The organism is Paraburkholderia sp. SIMBA_054 (assembly GCF_046534875.1).
Taxonomy (GTDB): Bacteria; Pseudomonadota; Gammaproteobacteria; order Burkholderiales; family Burkholderiaceae; genus Paraburkholderia; species Paraburkholderia hospita.
This window is the reverse complement of the sequence record NZ_JAWRXV010000036.1, coordinates 89881-106991: the sequence shown is the minus strand read 5'-3', so window position 1 is coordinate 106991 and position 17111 is coordinate 89881. Positions and strand designations below refer to the sequence as shown.

Sequence of the window (17111 nt, the reverse complement as noted above, 5' to 3'; positions counted from 1 at the left end):
CAGGCAAGCTCGACTTCTCGGGCTTCAATCCACATGCCTCGTGAGCCGCATTAGCCACTCCACTTTTGAAATAGCCAATATAGCTTCCTCACACCGTGACCTCTACATCTTCCGATGCGCTCCAGGCGTCCCGATCCGCAGATGACTTCTGCGCGTCGTCCGGCGCATCCATCGTGCTGGACGCCGGTTTCGGATAGATCTGCGCGGCAAACGCGTAATCCGTGCCGTTGATATCCAGGCCGCCCTGAATAGGCTGTCCATCCTTGGTGATGGTTCCTGGAAGCTGATAGCACATGATCGACGTCTGATCGGGCGGGGTTGCGAAGATCGACTGCTGATCAAGCGCGGTGAGCACCTGCTGATCCACTGCCGTCTTGTTCCAGCCGTACTGCCGGTAGAAAAAGTCGTAGGCTTTTTGCGGATCGATCCGCGCGACCAGTTCCTGGCGCATATGCTCGTGCGGAAAGCCCAGCGTGTGCCCGGTTTCGTGTCGAACGACACGCAGGTATTCCGACTCCGCCGTATTCATCGTGAACGCTTCCAGATTCATCGTCGGACGATCTTTCGGGATATGAAGAATGTCCGTGCCGAGATACGACCAGTATCCTCCCGGGCCACGAGAAATGCGAACGTCCGCCGCCCCCTGCGTTTCGACGAACGTGACGCACGATACCCGCGCCCACGCATTCATGTGACTCAGAATGCGCGCACGAAGATCAGCGGGCGTGCTTTCCAGGAAGTTCACCGTCAGTTGACGCGGCGTCGGCCCCCAGTACTTGGATGTCATGACTGCGATGGCCATCGGCTCGAAGGGCACGTTCGCAGCAAGCATCGACGACACGGCAAGCGCGGGTGCGTTGACGGGATTCACCTTGATTGCTGTTTGGGCCGCCGGTACGAAAAGCCGGTCGGGAAGCGTCTTTATCGAGCACGATGGCGCTTCGCCCTGTGGGACCGCCGACGCCGCTACCGGGTTGTCTTTCTGCTCGTCGCCATCCGACGCATTGCCGTTGACTGCCGCGCCCGCAACTTGCAGAATCTTCACGAGCGTCTGAAGAAGTTCTTTGTCGTCCGCACTCATAGCTCACCTCCATAAAGTAGCGATCAATCTTGCGTTGCCTTTAAATCGCGAAACACACGCCTGCCGGTTCAACGCGGATACGCTGTCAAGAGATAACAGTCGGCCGGAGTTTTACGCACGACTGCAACCCAATTTGCCGTCTTCTTGCAGACATACCCGTTTTTGTTCGGACAGGGCGAGTTGTTCTTCTTGTCATGCGATACGGTGACAACCGTACCCACCGTGGTGGCCGCAGTACCATGGATGATGTAGTCGTTGGGATCGTCGCCCGGGTAGCGAGCCCCCGCCTGCACGATGTGCGTTCTCAGCGCATCCTGCAATGCCGCCTCACTCGACCACGCGCTCGCGGCGTTTCCGTTTGGCATGCACGCGGGACCATTGTGACCACCGCGATTCGTCAGGCGGCCTATGAGGCCGTTCACCGATACGCCGACATGACACGCGAGCGCATGACCTCCTGCGTCCTCTTGCGCCTGCAGCCATTGGGTCCAATTTCCATTGGCGGGCACACGACAGGTTTGCGCGACGGCCGACACCGTCGCCAATGAAGCCGCACACCACACAAGTCCTATCGCGCCGCGCCTCGCAATTCGACGCGGGACACGATTCAACGTCATTTGAGAAGTACGCATTTCCTTCACCTCGTTTTGATAAGCGAAACAACGTACGGATCCGGCTCTTCAGTCGTCTCGTGCAGGCAATTCGAGAAGGCGATGGGATTCGCGAACCGCTTGCCCATTTCCCGCTTTGGTCATCGTCGCCCACGCCTTGGCATTGGCTGTGAACCAGTTGTCCAGAACGCTTGCACCGATTGCGTCGCACGAGATCGAACCGCCCGATCCGGGATAGGCGCCGCGCGTCCAGTTGACGAACGCGAACCACACGCGGATCGTCGGACCGCCGTGTACGATAGCCGGTGAGACCTCGCCGCAATAGAGCGTCAGCGCAACCTGTTCAGACTCGTCGTCAGGCGGAATCAAACCCTGCTCGACGAGAAAGTTCACTTGCTGCTCTGGCCGGCTGAACGGCATCCTCCCTAGCACCCTTGCCACGCCTTCCAGACACGACACGGATTGCTCGGAAGACCTGCTGCCCGTCGATGGACCGAGCGCCGGGATCCGCAGCAACGCCTGCCGGGCGATGGACTGATAAGAGTCAGGCGCATCGGGTTGCATACGCGACGTGGCATAGCCATCGACAAGGCCAAAGATATCGAGCGTTCTGTCGCGACTGGTTTGCAGATCGTCACTGTCATTCGCGATCAGAAAGAAGGCCGACTGAGGCGTTGTACTCATTGTGGTTCTCCGGAAATCGGATGCGCTGAACGTGCTTGCGAAGACAGGGTTCGCGGGCCGGCCAGAGCCGACCCACAAGACGCCTCGCCAGGCCGATAAAAACGCCTTAGCTAACCGTGTCGCTGAAGAACGTCGTGGCTTCTTCGATCTTGTTGACGGCCGACGCCCCGACGAGTTTGTCGAATGCTGCCCTGACCGTCGCGTCGCTCTTGTACAGCTCGAAGTTCCAGATTGCGTCGACCTCGATGTATTGCAGGTCGACGTCGATCAGCGTTGCCGACGCGCAGCTGGAGTAGACCTTTCTGTCCTTGGACGTGAAATCGCAGAAGTACATCTTCAGGTGCGGCATCACCATCAAGGTGTTTCCGACCTGTTGCGCGTCGATGAATACCGTGTTGGACGCGAAATGGAAGGGCTTGCTCGACGAATCGACGCCCGCACTGATCTTCTGGCCGAACGATCCGATAAACGACTGGAAGGCGCCCAGCAAAGGCCCTTTGGTCGCGAAGCCGAGGATCGACTGAAGGAATTCCGACGACAGTTCGATGCCGCGTATCGTCTTCTTGTATCCCGTGTTCTGGAAGCTGAACGGGCCAAGAAGCGGATAATTGACCAGAACCTGTTTCCAGACGGAAGTGTCGAAAAGGAGATCTGGATTGTTCGCCTTTGCAGCCCGGCTTTGACAATACGTAGTACCGAGCGAGGTCAGATTCAACATGCAGCGGCTCGCCGTTTCCAGATCCGCCTGCACATTGGCAGGAACGTCCCGACTCAGTTGCACCGCGCTGAACAGCCCAGCTGTGTTCTGGTCGACGGGTGGCGGCGGTGCAGCAGGTGCAGCCGCTGCCCCCGGATAGTAATTCGGATGAATCTCGGGAAACGTCTCGCCAAAAAAGGTCGCGGCCGCTGCAACCTGATTATGAAGTTGCTGGATTTGTTCGGGTGCATTCATGGCTTTTCTCCGTCTGGATTAACCGAATAGCGGTCACACAAATTGCTGCGTGCCGTTGTCAGCACAATGGCGCTATTCATAGCTCAGAGAAATACCTCCGAATGCGTAGTGCGAAAAAATCCGTTAAGCAACGCGATTGGCTGGCAATTAGCGCAGTGAGTTTGCAATCCGCAGCAAGCCGGCCATGTCATGGATCTGGAGTTTTCGCATCAGATTTTCGCGATGCTTGCTGACTGTCCGGGGACTGATTTTTAGTTTTTTCCCGATCTCCTTGCTCGTCAATCCGGCAGCGACGAGGCGCAGCACGTCTAATTCACGTTTGCCGAGTGTTGCAGCAATGATGGGGAAAAGGATTCATTGAAGACGATTGCGCAACAGTCACCGCGTAGGAGACCAACTGGACGGTCGTTGAGAGCCCGAGCTTTTGCGCGATATTGGCTCGATGCTTTCGAACCGTCTGCGGTGATATTTTCAACGAAGCGGCAATCTGGTCTCCTCGTAAGCCATTTCCAATAAGCAAAACGATCTGTTTCTCTCGCTGCGTCAATGGTTTCATTCTTTTTTTAATGTTTTGTACACAATCGCGTGGGATATACCCAAGATTGTGCATGATCGCATGACCGGTCGACGAAAGTCGCTTTTCGGAATGCCAATACCGCGTCAATGAGCGACCCGCGCGTATTGTTTACTGAATTGATTTACAGATGTGGGCAGTTCCCCGATTGGAAATGACGTGCTCGCGTGACGCCGTTGATATCAACGGCCACTCAAACATAAATCCGGGAATGGGACCTCGATTTTTATTGATCGTTTTCCCTGGTCGCCGATCCGATTATTTTGCATTTACGCAGATGCGCGAGCCTTTGAAGACGCCCGGATTGCGTTACGCGGACTGATGGGCGCCAGAGCGGCGCCGCGGAAGGTCATTCACCTGGCAAATCGAACATGGAATGCGAGCAGTGACGACGCCCCCCAGCGGCGGTCACGCTATCGCGGACAGTTTCCAGACCAGCTCGCAGGCCATCTTCGTCGGGACGAGCAGACCTTGACGATCTGCCACGTCCACTCACCCCACTCACCCGTTAGTTCAGCCGCTTCAACTGACCATCGTCCGCATACCAGTCGACTGTCTTGCCGCTGGTGTTGATCGTCACCGCGCGCGGCTCACTGAACTGATCGAACGATTCGATGCCCGTCTCGCGCCCGACTCCGCTGTTCTTGAAGCCGCCCCACGGCGATGCAGGGTCGAGCCGGTGATGGTCGTTCACCCAGACCATGCCGAACTCGAGCTTGCCCGCAACCCGATGCGCGCGTGCGACGTCCTGCGTCCAGATGGAAGCAGCGAGGCCGAACTGCGTGTCGTTGGCGATACGAATTGCATCGGCTTCGTCTTCAAACGGCATGACGACGGTGACGGGCCCAAACACCTCGTCCTGGCCAATCTCCGATTGCGGGCTGGCGTCATGGATCACCGTCGGCTCGAGAAAGTAGCCCGACGTCAATCCTTGCGGCACGCGTCCACCCGTCAGCACTTTCGCGCCCGCCGCCTTCGCGCGTTGGAGCATCGCCAGAATGCGTTGCCTCGAACGATCCGAAATCACAGGCCCAAGCTGGGTTTTTGCATCGGCGGGATCGCCGACTCGAATGCCCTCCGCCTTCACGCGGAAACGTTCGAGAAATTCCGCGTACATCGACTTCTGCACGAGGATGCGCGCGCCGCACACACAGGTTTGCCCGGCGCCGATGAAGGCCGCGAACGCCGCGCCGTTCACCGCGCGCTCCATGTCGAAGTCGTCGAACAGAATCACCGCGCCCTTGCCGCCCAGTTCCAGCGTGGTCAGCGCGAAATTGCGCGCTGCCGCCTCGCCGATCGTGCGGCCCACTTCCGTGCCGCCCGTGAACACAACCTTGCGGATCAGCGGATGCCGTGCGAGCGCCGCGCCCGCTTCCCGCCCTTCGCCATTCACCACGTTGACGACGCCCCTGGGCACGCCCGCTTCCTGCAGCAGCTTCACGAGCCGGACCGTCGTCAGCGGCGTCTGCTCCGATGCCTTGATGACTACGCTGTTGCCCGTCGCAAGCGCGGGCGCGAGGCTCTTCGAAAGAATCATCAACGGATGATTGAACGACGTCATCAGCGCGACCACGCCGAGCGGCACGCGCTGCGTGTAGCACAGGTACGGTCCTTCAATGGGAATCACGTCGCTGCGGCGCGTCAGTGCGAGCGCGGCGAAGTACCGGTAGAACTGCGGCAACCGCGAAATCTGCGCGCGCGTTTCGGAGATGGGGCGACCGTTGTTCAGTGTCTCCAGCTTGTAGAACTGTTCGAGATCCGCTTCGAACAGATCGGCAAAGCGGTTCAGCACCCGCGCACGTTGCTGGATCGGCATGTCGCGCCACGCGCCGCCTTCGAAGGCACGGTGCCCCGCCTGCACGGCACGGTCGACGTCGTTCGCCGACGCAGCCGCCAGTGCGCCGATCACTTCGCCCGTCGCGGGATTCACGATATCGAGCGTGTGGTTCTCCTCGGCATCCGTCCATTCGCCGTCGATCAACAATTGTGCGTCGTAGTGTTGGGTGTTCGTCGTATCCATTGCGTCATTCCTGTTTGTTCACTTGAGAGGCGAAGCGTGCGCGTCGGCATGAAGCGCGTCGCGCGCGAGTGTGTCTTCCGGCTGAAGATCTTCGAGGCGCTGTCCCGTCGGCTCGACGCCGAGCCATGCGACCACCACGATCTGTACGGCGAGCAGGCCGATCATCAAGGCAAGCACGCCGACGACGCCGTGCTGTGCGAACAGCGCCACCACGATGAACGGCGTCACGATGGTTGCGCCACGCCCCAGCGTGTTGCAGACCCCAGACGCGCGCAGTCGTACTTCGGTCGGAAAGAGTTCGGGCACATAGACGGCGAACAGCAGCGCGACCAGCACGTAGATGGGTATGGTCAACAGCAGTCCGACGATGGGCAGAATCACAGGGCTCGTGATGAACGGGTACATCGCGCCGAACAGGATCGCTGCGAACGACGAACCGATGATGGTCGGCTTGCGACCCCATGCATCGGCCGTGAGCGCACCGATCGCGGAGCCGATCGGCGCACCGAGCGACATCACGAGCGCAAAGCCGAACGACTTCGCGATACTGAAGCCCTGATGCACGAAGAACGTCGGCAGCCAGGTCACGAAGCCGTACAGCAGCGTGTTGATGACCACCAGCGTCACGCAGCCGACGATCATCCGCTGCAGCATCGCGCCGCTGAAAAGCGAACCGAACGTGAGCACCTGCGGCGCGGTCGAGCCTGCTTTCATGGAAACGGGAGCCGGCAACGACTCGCCACCCCGCGCAGCCGTCACTTCGGCTTCAATGCGACGCAGGATCGCGTCGGCTTCGTCGTGCCGTCCGACGGAATCGAGCCAGCGCGGCGACTCGGGCAAGGCCTTGCGCGCATACCAGACGCCGAGCGCGCCAAGTCCGCCGAGCACGAACATCGCGCGCCAGCCGAACGATGGAATCAGCAGCAAGCCGATCAGCCCCGCAACAGGCAATCCCGACACCACGAAGACAGCCATCAGGCCCTGCAGCCTGCCGCGCTTTTGCGGTGGCACGAATTCGGTCAGCGTCGAGTAACCGACCACGTTTTCTGCGCCGAGGCCGAGCCCCATGAAGAAGCGGCAGGCAATCAGCACGCTCATGTTCGGCGCGAGCGCCGCACCGAGCGACGCCAGACCGAACAGGGCAAGGTTCGCCTGATAGGTGAACCGCCGCCCGAAGCGGTCGCCGAGAAAGCCGGTGGCAAGCGAGCCGAGCATCATGCCGAGAAACGTCAGCGACACGAACAGCGCATTCTGTCCGAGCGTGGAGAAGCCGCTCTTGAGCGTTGCACCGAGCACCGTCGACGCGACGTAGATATCGAAACCATCGAAAAACATGCCAATACCGATCAGCCACATGATGCGCCGGTGAAATCCCGACATCGGCAAGCGATCGAGCCTTGGCCCTGCGTTGACATACATGTCTGTCTCCTGTCGACGTGTCAAAGTCGCGTGACGTCCCCGTTCAGTGACGCACGCGCCGTAGCACGTCGTGTTGTATCGCGTGAGAGATGCATTACCGTATTCAGCGGCCCTGCATCAGCCGCAACGCATTGACGGTCAACATATCGGTTGCGCTGCGGAAGTTGTGTTCGACGCTGCTTTCCTGTGCCGCGAGGAAAAACGCCTTGCATTGCCTTGCACCCGCTTCGTCGAGCGAGAGAATGCGTTCGGCTAGCGCGTCCGCTTCTGCATGCAGACTCGCTGGCTCGCACACGCGCGTAACGAGACCCGCCTGCACGGCAAGCTCGGGGGTGATGGCGTCGCCGAACAGCACCATCGGAAATATCGCCTTGGGCAACGCATAGCGGCCGAGATAGGCCATGATCGCGGCGGGCGGCAGGCCAGCCCGCATCTCCGGAAAGCCGAGCCGCGCCGACGACGAGACAAGCGTGAAGTCGCACAGGATGGCCAGCCCGAAACCAAAGCCGAACGCATCGCCCTGCACCTGCGCAATCGAGATCAGCGAAGTGTTGCGCAAGAGCCGCTTCAGTTCGATCAGCCGCGCGACTTCGGCGCGTATCGACACGGCGTCCCGCCCCGCCCGCTCGCGGCCTGTGCAAAACACGTCGCCATTCGCGCGGAGGCGCAACACGCGCGCCTTGGGCTCGACGGCCTCGCTACGCAACGCGGCAGACATCGCGTCGAACATCACGCCCGACACTTCATTGCCGGCGTCTGGCCGGTTCAATGTGAAGGTGAGCGTGTCGCCCGTCTGTTCGATCAGAACGGGGGCCTGCAATGGACTACGATCCATGTCGTCTCCTGATGTATAATCTGTATACAGCGTATTCACAGAATTTCGAGGTGTCAATGCCTACCGCAAAAACTGCATCTAAAAAAGCGCCTGCGCGCCATGCGCCTACTCTGGAGTCGATCGCCACGCGGTATCACGCAAGGCTGCGCACGCTGGATACCACCGGGGATTCATTGAGCGACGGCGTAGTCGTGCCCGCGTTGCGCGAGGCGATCGTCGAGGGGGTGCTTGCGCCGGGCAGCCGGCTGTCCGAAGTGCAGGTCGCGAAACAGCTGAACGTCAGCCGCACGCCGATGCGCGAAGCGTTCGCGCAACTGGAGCGCGAAGGGCTGGTGACGATCCTGCCGCGTGTGGGCGCCTATGTGCGCGCGGTGTCGCTGCGCGATGTCGAAGAGATCTACACGGTGCGCGCCGCGCTCGAATGTCTCGCGGTGCAGCTTGCATCGGAGCGCATCACGGCGCTCGGCGCGGCACAACTGGACGACGTGATCAGCGCGATGCAGGCTAGCGTCGAGGCAGACGACCCAGCGAGCTATGTCGACGCACTGGATCGCTTCTATACGATCGTAATGACGATCGCCGACAACCGCACGCTGCAACAGAACCATGCCGCACTGATCGGCCCTGTGCGCCGCTTGCGGCGTATCGCGATGTCACGCGGCGGACGGATGCGCGCATCGTTCGAGCAGGCGGTGCGAATTCGCGATGCGATCGTCAACCGCACGGCGGACGTTCAGGATCTGATGCGCGAGCAATTACAAGGCGCGTGTGCAGCCGCGCTCGATGTATTGAAGAGCGCCTAGGCGTGCACCCCTGTGTACTCGCTGACCTTGTCGAGGTCGGTCAGATGCTCGCGCGGAATTTCATCGCCGATACGTCCGCGCCGGATCACCAGCACCCGTTGCGATACGGCGGCGATAAAGTCGAGGTTCTGCTCGACGAGCACGATCGTCAGGCCGCGCTTTTCGCGCAACGACACGAGCGTCTCAGCGATTTCCTCGATGATCGAAGGCTGGATGCCTTCCGTGGGTTCATCGAGCAGCAACATCGACGGCTCGCCCGCCAGCGCGCGCGCCAATGCGAGCAGTTGCTGTTCGCCACCCGAGAGCGCCCCGCCGGCCCGGTCCAGCAGAGGCCGAAGACGCGGAAAATCCTCGAGTAGCGCGTCGATCGCCGCTTCGGGCTTACGTCCTGTCTTCACGAGGCCGAGCCGCAAGTTGTCGTAGGCGGACAGCGTCGGGAAAATCTCGCGCCCCTGAGGGACATACGCCATGCCTCGTTTCGCACGCGCGTGCGGCGCAAGCGCGGTCACATCGTCGTGATTGAAGCGGATGGTGCCCGCCGTCGCGGGCAGCGCGCCGATCAGCGTGCGCAGCAAAGTCGTCTTGCCCATGCCGTTGTGCCCGAGAATGCCGACGGCTTCGCCGCTCTTGACGGATAGCGCCACGCCGTAAAGCACGGGAATGGCGCCATAGCCCGCACACAAGCCGTTTGCTTCAAGCATCGCGCCTCCCGTCAATGCGGCTTCTTGCCCAGATAGATTTGCTGGATGAACGGATCGCTCATGATGCGCTCGGGCGTGTCCTCGCGAATGATCGCGCCTTGATGCAACACCGTGACCTTCTTTGCAATGCGCCGGATGAAGCTCATGTCGTGTTCCACCACGACGAGGGCATGGCGCCGGTTGATCTCGAGTATCAGGTCTGCGGTGCGCGCCACTTCCGCGTCGGTCATGCCCGCTGCGGGTTCGTCGAGCAGAATCAGCGGCGGGTCTGCGGCGATCACGACAGCCAGTTCGACCCACTGGCGCTCGCCATGGGCCAGCAAGCCGGTGATCGCGTCGCGATGCGACAGCAGGCCGACGCGCTCCAGCACTTCCCGCGTCACGCGATCGGTCTGCATGGGCGTATTCACCCGCCGTGCCGCCAGCCACACGTTGTCCCACACCGAGAGGCCGTTGAAGAGGCTCGGCACCTGCGTCTTGATGCCGATGCCGAGACGCGCCGGCTCATGCGGTTGCATCGCGGTGATGTCCTTGCCGCGAAACAGGATCTCGCCCGACGTCGGCTTGACCTGACCCGTGAGCAGCTTGAAGAACGTGCTCTTGCCCGCGCCGTTCGGCCCGATCACACAGCGCAACTCCGCCTCGGCGAGCGTGAAGTCGACATCACGAGTCGCGTGCACGCCGCCGAATCGGACATTGAGCTTGCGTGTTTCCAGCAGCGGCTGCGTCATGCGGCTTCCTCGCGCGATGCGCTATGTGTGTCGTCCTGCGCGACGTTGCGCGCGTCGTCCGCTGAACGGCGTGTGCGCCGGGCCGCGCCGAAGAGCTTCATGCCAAGCTCGCCAAGACTCGGCACGATGCCCTTCGGCACCATCAGCACGAACACGACGAGAATGGCGCCGAGCACGAGGTTGGAATTGATGGTCTGCTGCGTGCCGATCTGCGTCGTGAGCCACTGGATCGCCACGCATCCAATCACCGGTCCGACAAGCGTGCCCAGCCCGCCCACGATGACCCAGATGATGATCTGCGCGGATTGCGCGAGGCCGAACACCGTGGGACTCGTAAACGCGCCCCAGTTCGCGAAGAGGCAGCCTGACAGCCCGGCGATGGCCGCGCCCAGCACGAAGGTCAACAGCTTGTAGACGCGTGAGTCGTAGCCGAGCAGCAGCAGACGCTGTTCGTTCTCCTTGCTCGCGACGATTACCCGCCCCATCTTGAACGCGAGCAGCACGCGCAGCAAAAAATAGACGCCGAGCAGCGCCGCCAGCGACAGCTCGAACAGTCCGCGCGGACTGATCACATCGTCGATATTGCCTGGCGTATTGAGCGGCGCGATGTTGGGAATACCGTTGAAGCCGCCGAGCACCGCATTGCCGATCTTCCATTCCGGTCCGGCCGTCGAGTTGACCAGGTTGAAGAGAATCAGTGTGACAGTGAGCGTGATCACGCCCATGTACACGTCCGAAAGCCGCCCATAGAAGATCAGATAGCCGAGCACCGCCGCAAAGGCCGCAGGCAACACGATAGCGAGCATGAACGGCACCGTGCTGTCGCCCATATTGGTGACGGCGATCGCATACGTGTAAGCGCCGAGACCGAAGAACGCCGACTGGCCGAAGCAAAGTATGCCGCCAAAGCCCCACACGAAGCCGAGGCTCATCGCGAGTATCGCCATGACCGCGTAGACGGTTGCCTGCACGAGCGCGAAGTCATCGAGCACACGCGGCAGCACGATCAACATGATCGAGCCGACGGCCAGCGCGAGTGCCGCGCTCTTCCATGACCGTGAGAAACGCGAGAGTGCATCGGCAACGGGAATCGTGCGGTTCGCGTTGACTGGCGTCATCACAATGCCCCCTTGAAAAAGCGGCCGGTGATGCCGCGCGGCAGAAGCCGCAGCATCACGATCGCGCCGACGAGCAGCGCGACCTCGCCGAGCACGGGCGTCGACGCGAACGCAGCGACCTGATTGATCGCGCCGAACAGCATCGACGAGCTGACCAGTCCCGCAACGATCGCCGGCCCGCCCCCGATCACCGTGATGAACGCCTTGGCGATAAACGCGCCACCCATGGTCGGCACGACGCCCGTCATCGGTGCGAGCAACGCACCTGCGAGTCCCGACAGCGCTGCGCCGATGGCGAAGGTAGCCGAATACACGCGGCCGGGAGCGATGCCCAACGCGTCGGCCATCTGCGGATTCTGCATCGTGCCGCGCGCGATGAGACCGAGCGACGTATGCAGCAACACCCACCGCAGCGCGACGCCGAGCACCACGGCAACCGCGATGATGACGAGCGTATAGCTGCTCACCGAATATCCGCCGATAGCGAAGTTGCCCAGCGGCGCGGAAATGCCCGCCGTCGTATTGCCCGCAATCGAGGTGACGATGCCGATCAGAAGCAGCGACAGCCCCCAGGTCGCCAGCATCGTGTCGATCATGCGGCCGTACAGGCGCCGGATGAAGACCCGTTCCAGCATGACGCCGATCAGCGCGACCACAAGCGGCGCGACGACGAAAATCGCAACCCACAGATTCACGCCGAAGCGGATCGCCTCGATAGCCGCATACGCGCCCAGCATCATGAATTCGCCGTGCGCGAGATTGATCACCTTCATCATGCCGAAGATGACCGCAAGCCCCGACGAGATCACGACGAGACTCGCAATGGCGTAGAGCACCTGAATCAGAATGATCGCGGCAAGATCCATCGTAGCTCCTCTCCATGAAGGCGCGGCGTGCGCCTCAAAGCTTGATTACGTATTGCTGGTTGTCGCGCGGGTTCTTGATGAGATTGCACACCGCGCTGGTGTCGACGGGAGGCTGGTTCTGGAACGTCTGAACGATGTCGAGCTTGTGACTCTTCACCTGCGCGATGCTCACGTTGAGCACGCAGTGATGCGTGGCCGGATCGATCGACACCTTGCCGCTGGGCGCGTCGATGCTGATCCCCGATTCCAGCGCCTCGATCACCTTCACGCGATCGAGCGTGCCTGCCTTCTTCACGCCCTGTGCCCAGAGGTTGAAGCCCTGATACGTGCCCATCGCCAGCTCGGTGATGTTCGGGTAGTTCGCGCCGAAACGTTTGTGAAAACGGTCCTTGAACGCCTTGTTCACCGGGTTGTCGAGGTTCTCGAAGTAGTTGTACGAGACGAGGAAGCCATCGCACTCCTCGGGCGAGAGGACGATCTGCTCGTTGCCGCCCGCGAAGGTCGTCGACGCCAGCGGAATCTTCTTGTGCAGCCCCGCCGCGGCCCATTGCCGGTAAAACGACATATGCGAGCCGCCGACAAGCGCCGACACGAGCATGTCAGGCTTCGCCGACTCGATCTTCGAGATGGTCGAGCCGAAATTGGTCACGTCGAGCGGGAAGAAGTCGATTGACTGTACCGATCCGCCGTTGTCCTGGACGAACTTCTTCACCCATTGCGAGGTGATCTGGCCGTAGTTGTAGTCGGCCGCAACGACATACACCTTCTTGCCCCACTGCTTCATCGCGTAGGGAATCAGCTTGGCGACGGTCTGGCCCGGCGTCACGCCCGTGCAGAACGTGTTGCGGTCGCACACGCCGCCTTCGTACTGCGTGTTGTAGAAATAGAGCGTGCGGTAACGGTCCAGCACGGGTCGCATGACTTCGCGCGAAGCGGACGTGATGCCGCCGTGCACGACCGCGACCTTGTCCTTCAACGCCGATTGCTGTGCGAACTGCGTATAGAGCTGCATGCTCGACTGCGGATCGTAATTCAGCAGCTTGATCTGCTTGCCGAGCAGGCCGCCCTGCGCATTCCACTCCTCGACGGCAATGGTGAGGCAGTCCGCCATCGGCTTGCCGTAGATATCGAGGCCGCCCGACAGGTCCGTGATGCCGCCGACAAGAATCTCGTCGGCCGCTTCGGCGATGAAGGGAAACGAGCCCGCCATTCCAGCGGCTACCGATGCCGCAGACGATTTCAGAAACGCACGTCGGTCCATAGAGGGGTTCCGGAAAGAGACGCGAGAAGGATCACAAAGATCAAACTTTCATCCAGTCGATCGACTGTTCGAATGCGTATGCGCCGCGATAAATGGTCGCTTCGTCCCAATGCTTGCCGATCAGCATCATGCCCACGGGCAGGCCGTCGACCGTGCCGCACGGCACGCTCATCGCGGGATGCCCCGTGCAATCGAACGGGCATGTGTTCGGCAACATTTCGAAAGCGCGCGTGACGACTTCCTCGACGCTTGCGCCCGGCTTGGGCAGCGGCGTCGCCGTGAGCGGGAGCGTCGGCATGAGGAGCAGATCGTAGTCGGCGAACGCGGCGTCGTATGCGGCCGTGAGCTGACGCGACAGGTTCTGCGCCTTCGCATAGAAATGCCCGCGATAGTGGCGAATAAAGTACTCGCCGAGCACCATCGTGATCTTCAGCGTTTCCGACAGTTCGTCCGCTCGCTCGTGCCAGCCGGCGTGATAGTCGATCATGCCCGTGACGTAAAGGCCCTTCCAGTTGAAGCCGTGACCGTTGTCCTTCATCATCTGCTGCGTGGCGCCTTCGGCGGCGATCGGCAGCCATATCGACGGGCCCACGCGATGCATCGGAATCGAGACCTCGCTGACCTTCGCGCCCAGTTCCGCAAAATGATCGGCGGCGGCACGCACCTTGGCATCCGATTCCGTGAGCGATTGCGGCCATCCGAAACCCTCTTTCACGACGCCGATTTTCAGTCCGCGCACACCTTCCTTCATCAGGTCCGAATAGGGCTTTGCGGTCTGCCCTGCGTACTGGCGCGGATCGAGACCATCGGGGCCGGCCAGCACTTCGAGCATCAACGCGTTATCCGTCACGTTGGCTGTCATCGGTCCCGTGTGGTCGATCGTCAGCTCGATCGGCATGACGCCCGTATAAGGAACCAGCCCATGTGTGGGCTTCATGCCGTAAATCCCGCAATACGACGCAGGCATGCGGATGGAGCCGCCCTGATCGCCGCCGATAGCGAGATCGACTTCGCCCGCGGCCACGAGCGCCGCGCTTCCCGACGACGAGCCGCCCGCCGAATAGCCCATCTTTCGCGGATTGTGCACGGGCGCCGGCGCGCTCGTATGCGAGCCGCCAGAGAAGCAGAAGTACTCACAGGTGGCCTTGCCGACAATCGTCGCGCCCGCATCGAGCAGACGCGTCACGATGGTTGCATCGACATCGGGCACATAACCTTCGAGAGTCGAGGCGCCGTTCATCATCGGCACCCCCGCGAGGCATACGTTGTCCTTCAGTGCGACGGTCTTGCCCGCGAGCTTGCCCGTGGGCGCACCCTTCACTTCGCTCTTCACGTACCAGGCGCCATAGCGGTTCTCTTCGCCTGAAGGACGATAACCCGGCGTGCGCGGGTAAGTGACGCGCGGGACGTAATCGGGCATCGCGTCGATGACATCGTATGCGTCGAAATTCGGCTGCAACAACGTGTGATACGAAGCGAGCTGTGCCTCGGACAGATGGATGCCGAGACTGATGGCGACTTCGTCAAGCTGGGCGGGCGTGGGACGTTTAACTGCCATGGCTTCCTCACTCGAACGGATTCGTGACGGACTGCCGCCTGGTTGTGCCTTCAGGCAGGCGTGTCGTAATGAACGGGACGAATCGACCTGTATGTGTCCCGATCTGCGAGCCATGGTATGGACACATATTTTCCGAGTCAACAATTTATTTTCCATGGAAACTAAATTGGACGAAGCCTGATGCGGCACGAAACACGCATCGCTTATAGCGGCGAAAGCACCTCGAAATGATGGCCCTCGGCCCGCGCCAGATAGATGGGCACGTGGTTCACTCGTCCACCTGCATAGGCTGAATCGCGGGCGCTTCGATAGGAAAGCGGCGCGATGCCGAGTTGCGCGAGCCCCGCCTGCTCGGACAGACGTCTGCGCCGCGCGTCGTCGAACAGCGCGGCCAGAAAATGAATGCCTTCGTAGGTGGATTGACCGAAGGTGTCGAGCGTCGGTGCACGCGCGCCGTATCGCCCCTGGTACCGCTCCTTGAATGCGAGGTTCGCATCGGTGCGCAATGAAGCGAAATAACCCGAGGCCACATATAGCTCAGCGGTGTTGCGCGCTCCAATTCCGAGCAGTTCGTTTTCGCCGAGCGCGCACGAAAGCCGCACGATATGCGTTGCGAGCCCTGCCTCGCCGAACGCACGATTGAAGTCGATGGTGTCCTGACCGATCAGCGACAGCAGCACGGCATCCGCGCGCCGCTTGCGGATCGCATCGAGCACCTCGCCATAGTCGCCTCCGCCGAACGGCAGATACATGTCGCCGACCACCTCGGCGCCCGCATCGAGCACGTAACGTCGAGCGAGCCGATGCGTCGCGTGAGGCCATACATAGTCGTTGCCGACGAAGAACCAGCGCTTCGGGCGACGCTGCGTGCTGATCCAGTGAATGGCCGGCTGGAGCTGCCGCCGCGTGGTTTCGCCAATTGCGAAAACGCCGGGCGTGCGCTCGCCGCCTTCATAGAGCGGCGTATAGACGAACGGTATCTGTCCGCCCACGGCTTTGAGCAGATCGAGGCGCACCGCGCTCGTGTGCATGCCGACGAGCGCATCGATTGCACCGTCGCCGACGAGGTCGGTCAAGGCGGCGTCGAGTTCGCGCGCGTCGTCGCCCGCATTGATCGTCAAAAGCCGGCATGGGCGGCCCGTGATGCCCGACGACGCATTCAGTTCGTCCACGGCGAGTTGAGCCGAGGCGAGCGCGCAAGGCCCCCAAAGCCCGGCCGCGCCGCCTAGCGGCACGCACAACGCGATGGTCATCTCCTGCCCTGAGCGGCAAGCACGGGAACGCGGCTTCATCAAACGGTCGACGCGGCGAGTTCGAACGATTCGGGATGCACCAACGAATGGCGTGCGCGCACCATCGCGCGCACGTGCCAGAGGACACTTGCACCGATACTTTCCGCAGAAAGTTTATTTGCGTAAGATTCAGCTATTCGTCATTCACAAAGCATCTACCATGCCGGACACAGACCTCTCCTCATACCTTGCCTGGCTCATCGCATCCGCGCATCGGCAGATGAAGCTCAGTCTCGCCCAGCTGACCGCCGAAGAAGGCGTGAACGAAGAGCACTGGCGCATCCTGCATGCCGTATCCGACGAGACGGGCCACTCGATGAGCGAACTCGCCGCCCAGGTCCTGCTCAACCTTCCCGCGCTGACCAAGAACGTCGACAAGCTCGTGAGCCGCGGCCTGGTGCAGCGGTCAGCGGACGACTACGACAGCCGCAAGGTTCTGATCTTCATCACGGACCGGGGCATCAAGCTGCTCGGCCGCCTGCAACCGGGCGTGGACGCGCATCATGCCGCCATCGAAGAAGCGCTCGGCCCTCGCAACGCAAAGCAGTTGAAGCGTCTGCTCGAACGGTTTATCGAGGAGTCGGGACCACGGTGACGCGTCCCGC

The 17111-nt window shown here is 61.3% G+C and carries 18 protein-coding genes; 2 read left to right on the top strand and 16 right to left on the bottom strand.

What is annotated here, in order from left to right; genetic code table 11:
- Nucleotides 1-88: 88 nt before the first annotated feature.
- The 9 genes from SB822_RS34880 to SB822_RS34840 all read right to left on the bottom strand — a co-directional run bounded on the left by SB822_RS34880 (nt 89) and on the right by SB822_RS34840 (nt 8176).
- Nucleotides 89-1081, bottom strand: coding sequence for a M12 family metallopeptidase (locus SB822_RS34880; RefSeq protein WP_079502501.1), 993 nt, complete (start codon nt 1079-1081; stop codon nt 89-91).
- A 68-nt stretch (nt 1082-1149) separates the two neighbouring features.
- Nucleotides 1150-1617 (bottom strand): RNase A-like domain-containing protein, encoded by a 468-nt coding sequence (locus tag SB822_RS34875; RefSeq protein ID WP_238554530.1) that lies wholly within the window; start codon nt 1615-1617, stop codon nt 1150-1152.
- A gap of 144 nt (nt 1618-1761) precedes the next feature.
- Nucleotides 1762-2376 (bottom strand): hypothetical protein, encoded by a 615-nt coding sequence (locus SB822_RS34870; protein ID WP_410856729.1) that lies wholly within the window; start codon nt 2374-2376, stop codon nt 1762-1764.
- Between the two features lie 106 nt (nt 2377-2482).
- Nucleotides 2483-3328 carry a hypothetical protein gene (locus SB822_RS34865; RefSeq protein ID WP_007740437.1) on the bottom strand — a complete coding sequence of 282 codons (846 nt, stop codon included), beginning with the start codon at nt 3326-3328 and terminating at the stop codon, nt 2483-2485.
- A 147-nt stretch (nt 3329-3475) separates the two neighbouring features.
- The gene (locus tag SB822_RS34860; protein WP_256211445.1) at nt 3476-3667 is read right to left on the bottom strand and encodes a LuxR C-terminal-related transcriptional regulator; all 192 of its coding nucleotides are present in this window, start codon (nt 3665-3667) and stop codon (nt 3476-3478) included.
- The gene (locus SB822_RS34855; protein WP_158660560.1) at nt 3642-3884 is read right to left on the bottom strand and encodes a response regulator transcription factor; all 243 of its coding nucleotides are present in this window, start codon (nt 3882-3884) and stop codon (nt 3642-3644) included. Before SB822_RS34855 ends, SB822_RS34860 begins: the two co-directional genes overlap by 26 nt.
- A gap of 526 nt (nt 3885-4410) precedes the next feature.
- The gene (locus SB822_RS34850; RefSeq protein ID WP_410856728.1) at nt 4411-5922 is read right to left on the bottom strand and encodes an aldehyde dehydrogenase; all 1512 of its coding nucleotides are present in this window, start codon (nt 5920-5922) and stop codon (nt 4411-4413) included.
- Between the two features lie 18 nt (nt 5923-5940).
- Nucleotides 5941-7341: an MFS transporter gene (locus SB822_RS34845; RefSeq protein WP_410856727.1), complete on the bottom strand. Its 1401-nt coding sequence runs from the start codon at nt 7339-7341 to the stop codon at nt 5941-5943.
- Between the two features lie 103 nt (nt 7342-7444).
- On the bottom strand, nt 7445-8176 hold the full coding sequence (locus SB822_RS34840) for an enoyl-CoA hydratase/isomerase family protein (protein ID WP_410856726.1): 732 nt from the start codon (nt 8174-8176) through the stop codon (nt 7445-7447).
- Nucleotides 8177-8232: 56 nt separating this feature from the next.
- On the opposite strand from SB822_RS34840, the gene SB822_RS34835 reads away from it, so the two are divergent.
- Nucleotides 8233-8979 (top strand): GntR family transcriptional regulator, encoded by a 747-nt coding sequence (locus SB822_RS34835; RefSeq protein ID WP_007740435.1) that lies wholly within the window; start codon nt 8233-8235, stop codon nt 8977-8979.
- Here the strand turns inward: SB822_RS34835 and SB822_RS34830 are convergent.
- From SB822_RS34830 to SB822_RS34800, 7 genes are all read right to left on the bottom strand, one after another.
- The gene (locus tag SB822_RS34830) at nt 8976-9680 is read right to left on the bottom strand and encodes an ATP-binding cassette domain-containing protein (protein ID WP_410856725.1); all 705 of its coding nucleotides are present in this window, start codon (nt 9678-9680) and stop codon (nt 8976-8978) included. The genes SB822_RS34835 and SB822_RS34830 overlap by 4 nt on opposite strands.
- A gap of 11 nt (nt 9681-9691) precedes the next feature.
- Nucleotides 9692-10411, bottom strand: coding sequence for an ATP-binding cassette domain-containing protein (locus tag SB822_RS34825; RefSeq protein WP_410856724.1), 720 nt, complete (start codon nt 10409-10411; stop codon nt 9692-9694).
- A complete protein-coding gene (locus SB822_RS34820) occupies nt 10408-11529 on the bottom strand; it encodes a branched-chain amino acid ABC transporter permease (RefSeq protein WP_086914849.1) in 1122 nt (373 codons plus the stop codon). The genes SB822_RS34825 and SB822_RS34820 overlap by 4 nt, the downstream gene beginning before the upstream one ends.
- On the bottom strand, nt 11529-12395 hold the full coding sequence (locus tag SB822_RS34815; RefSeq protein ID WP_086914850.1) for a branched-chain amino acid ABC transporter permease: 867 nt from the start codon (nt 12393-12395) through the stop codon (nt 11529-11531). The genes SB822_RS34820 and SB822_RS34815 overlap by 1 nt, the downstream gene beginning before the upstream one ends.
- A gap of 34 nt (nt 12396-12429) precedes the next feature.
- A complete protein-coding gene (locus SB822_RS34810; RefSeq protein WP_007740427.1) occupies nt 12430-13656 on the bottom strand; it encodes an ABC transporter substrate-binding protein in 1227 nt (408 codons plus the stop codon).
- Between the two features lie 40 nt (nt 13657-13696).
- Nucleotides 13697-15214 carry an amidase gene (locus tag SB822_RS34805; RefSeq protein WP_410856723.1) on the bottom strand — a complete coding sequence of 506 codons (1518 nt, stop codon included), beginning with the start codon at nt 15212-15214 and terminating at the stop codon, nt 13697-13699.
- Between the two features lie 203 nt (nt 15215-15417).
- Entirely contained in the window at nt 15418-16506 is a 1089-nt protein-coding gene (locus SB822_RS34800) for a substrate-binding domain-containing protein (protein WP_410856722.1), read from the bottom strand.
- A 160-nt stretch (nt 16507-16666) separates the two neighbouring features.
- On the opposite strand from SB822_RS34800, the gene SB822_RS34795 reads away from it, so the two are divergent.
- A complete protein-coding gene (locus SB822_RS34795) occupies nt 16667-17101 on the top strand; it encodes a MarR family winged helix-turn-helix transcriptional regulator (RefSeq protein WP_007740423.1) in 435 nt (144 codons plus the stop codon).
- Nucleotides 17102-17111 lie beyond the last annotated feature (10 nt).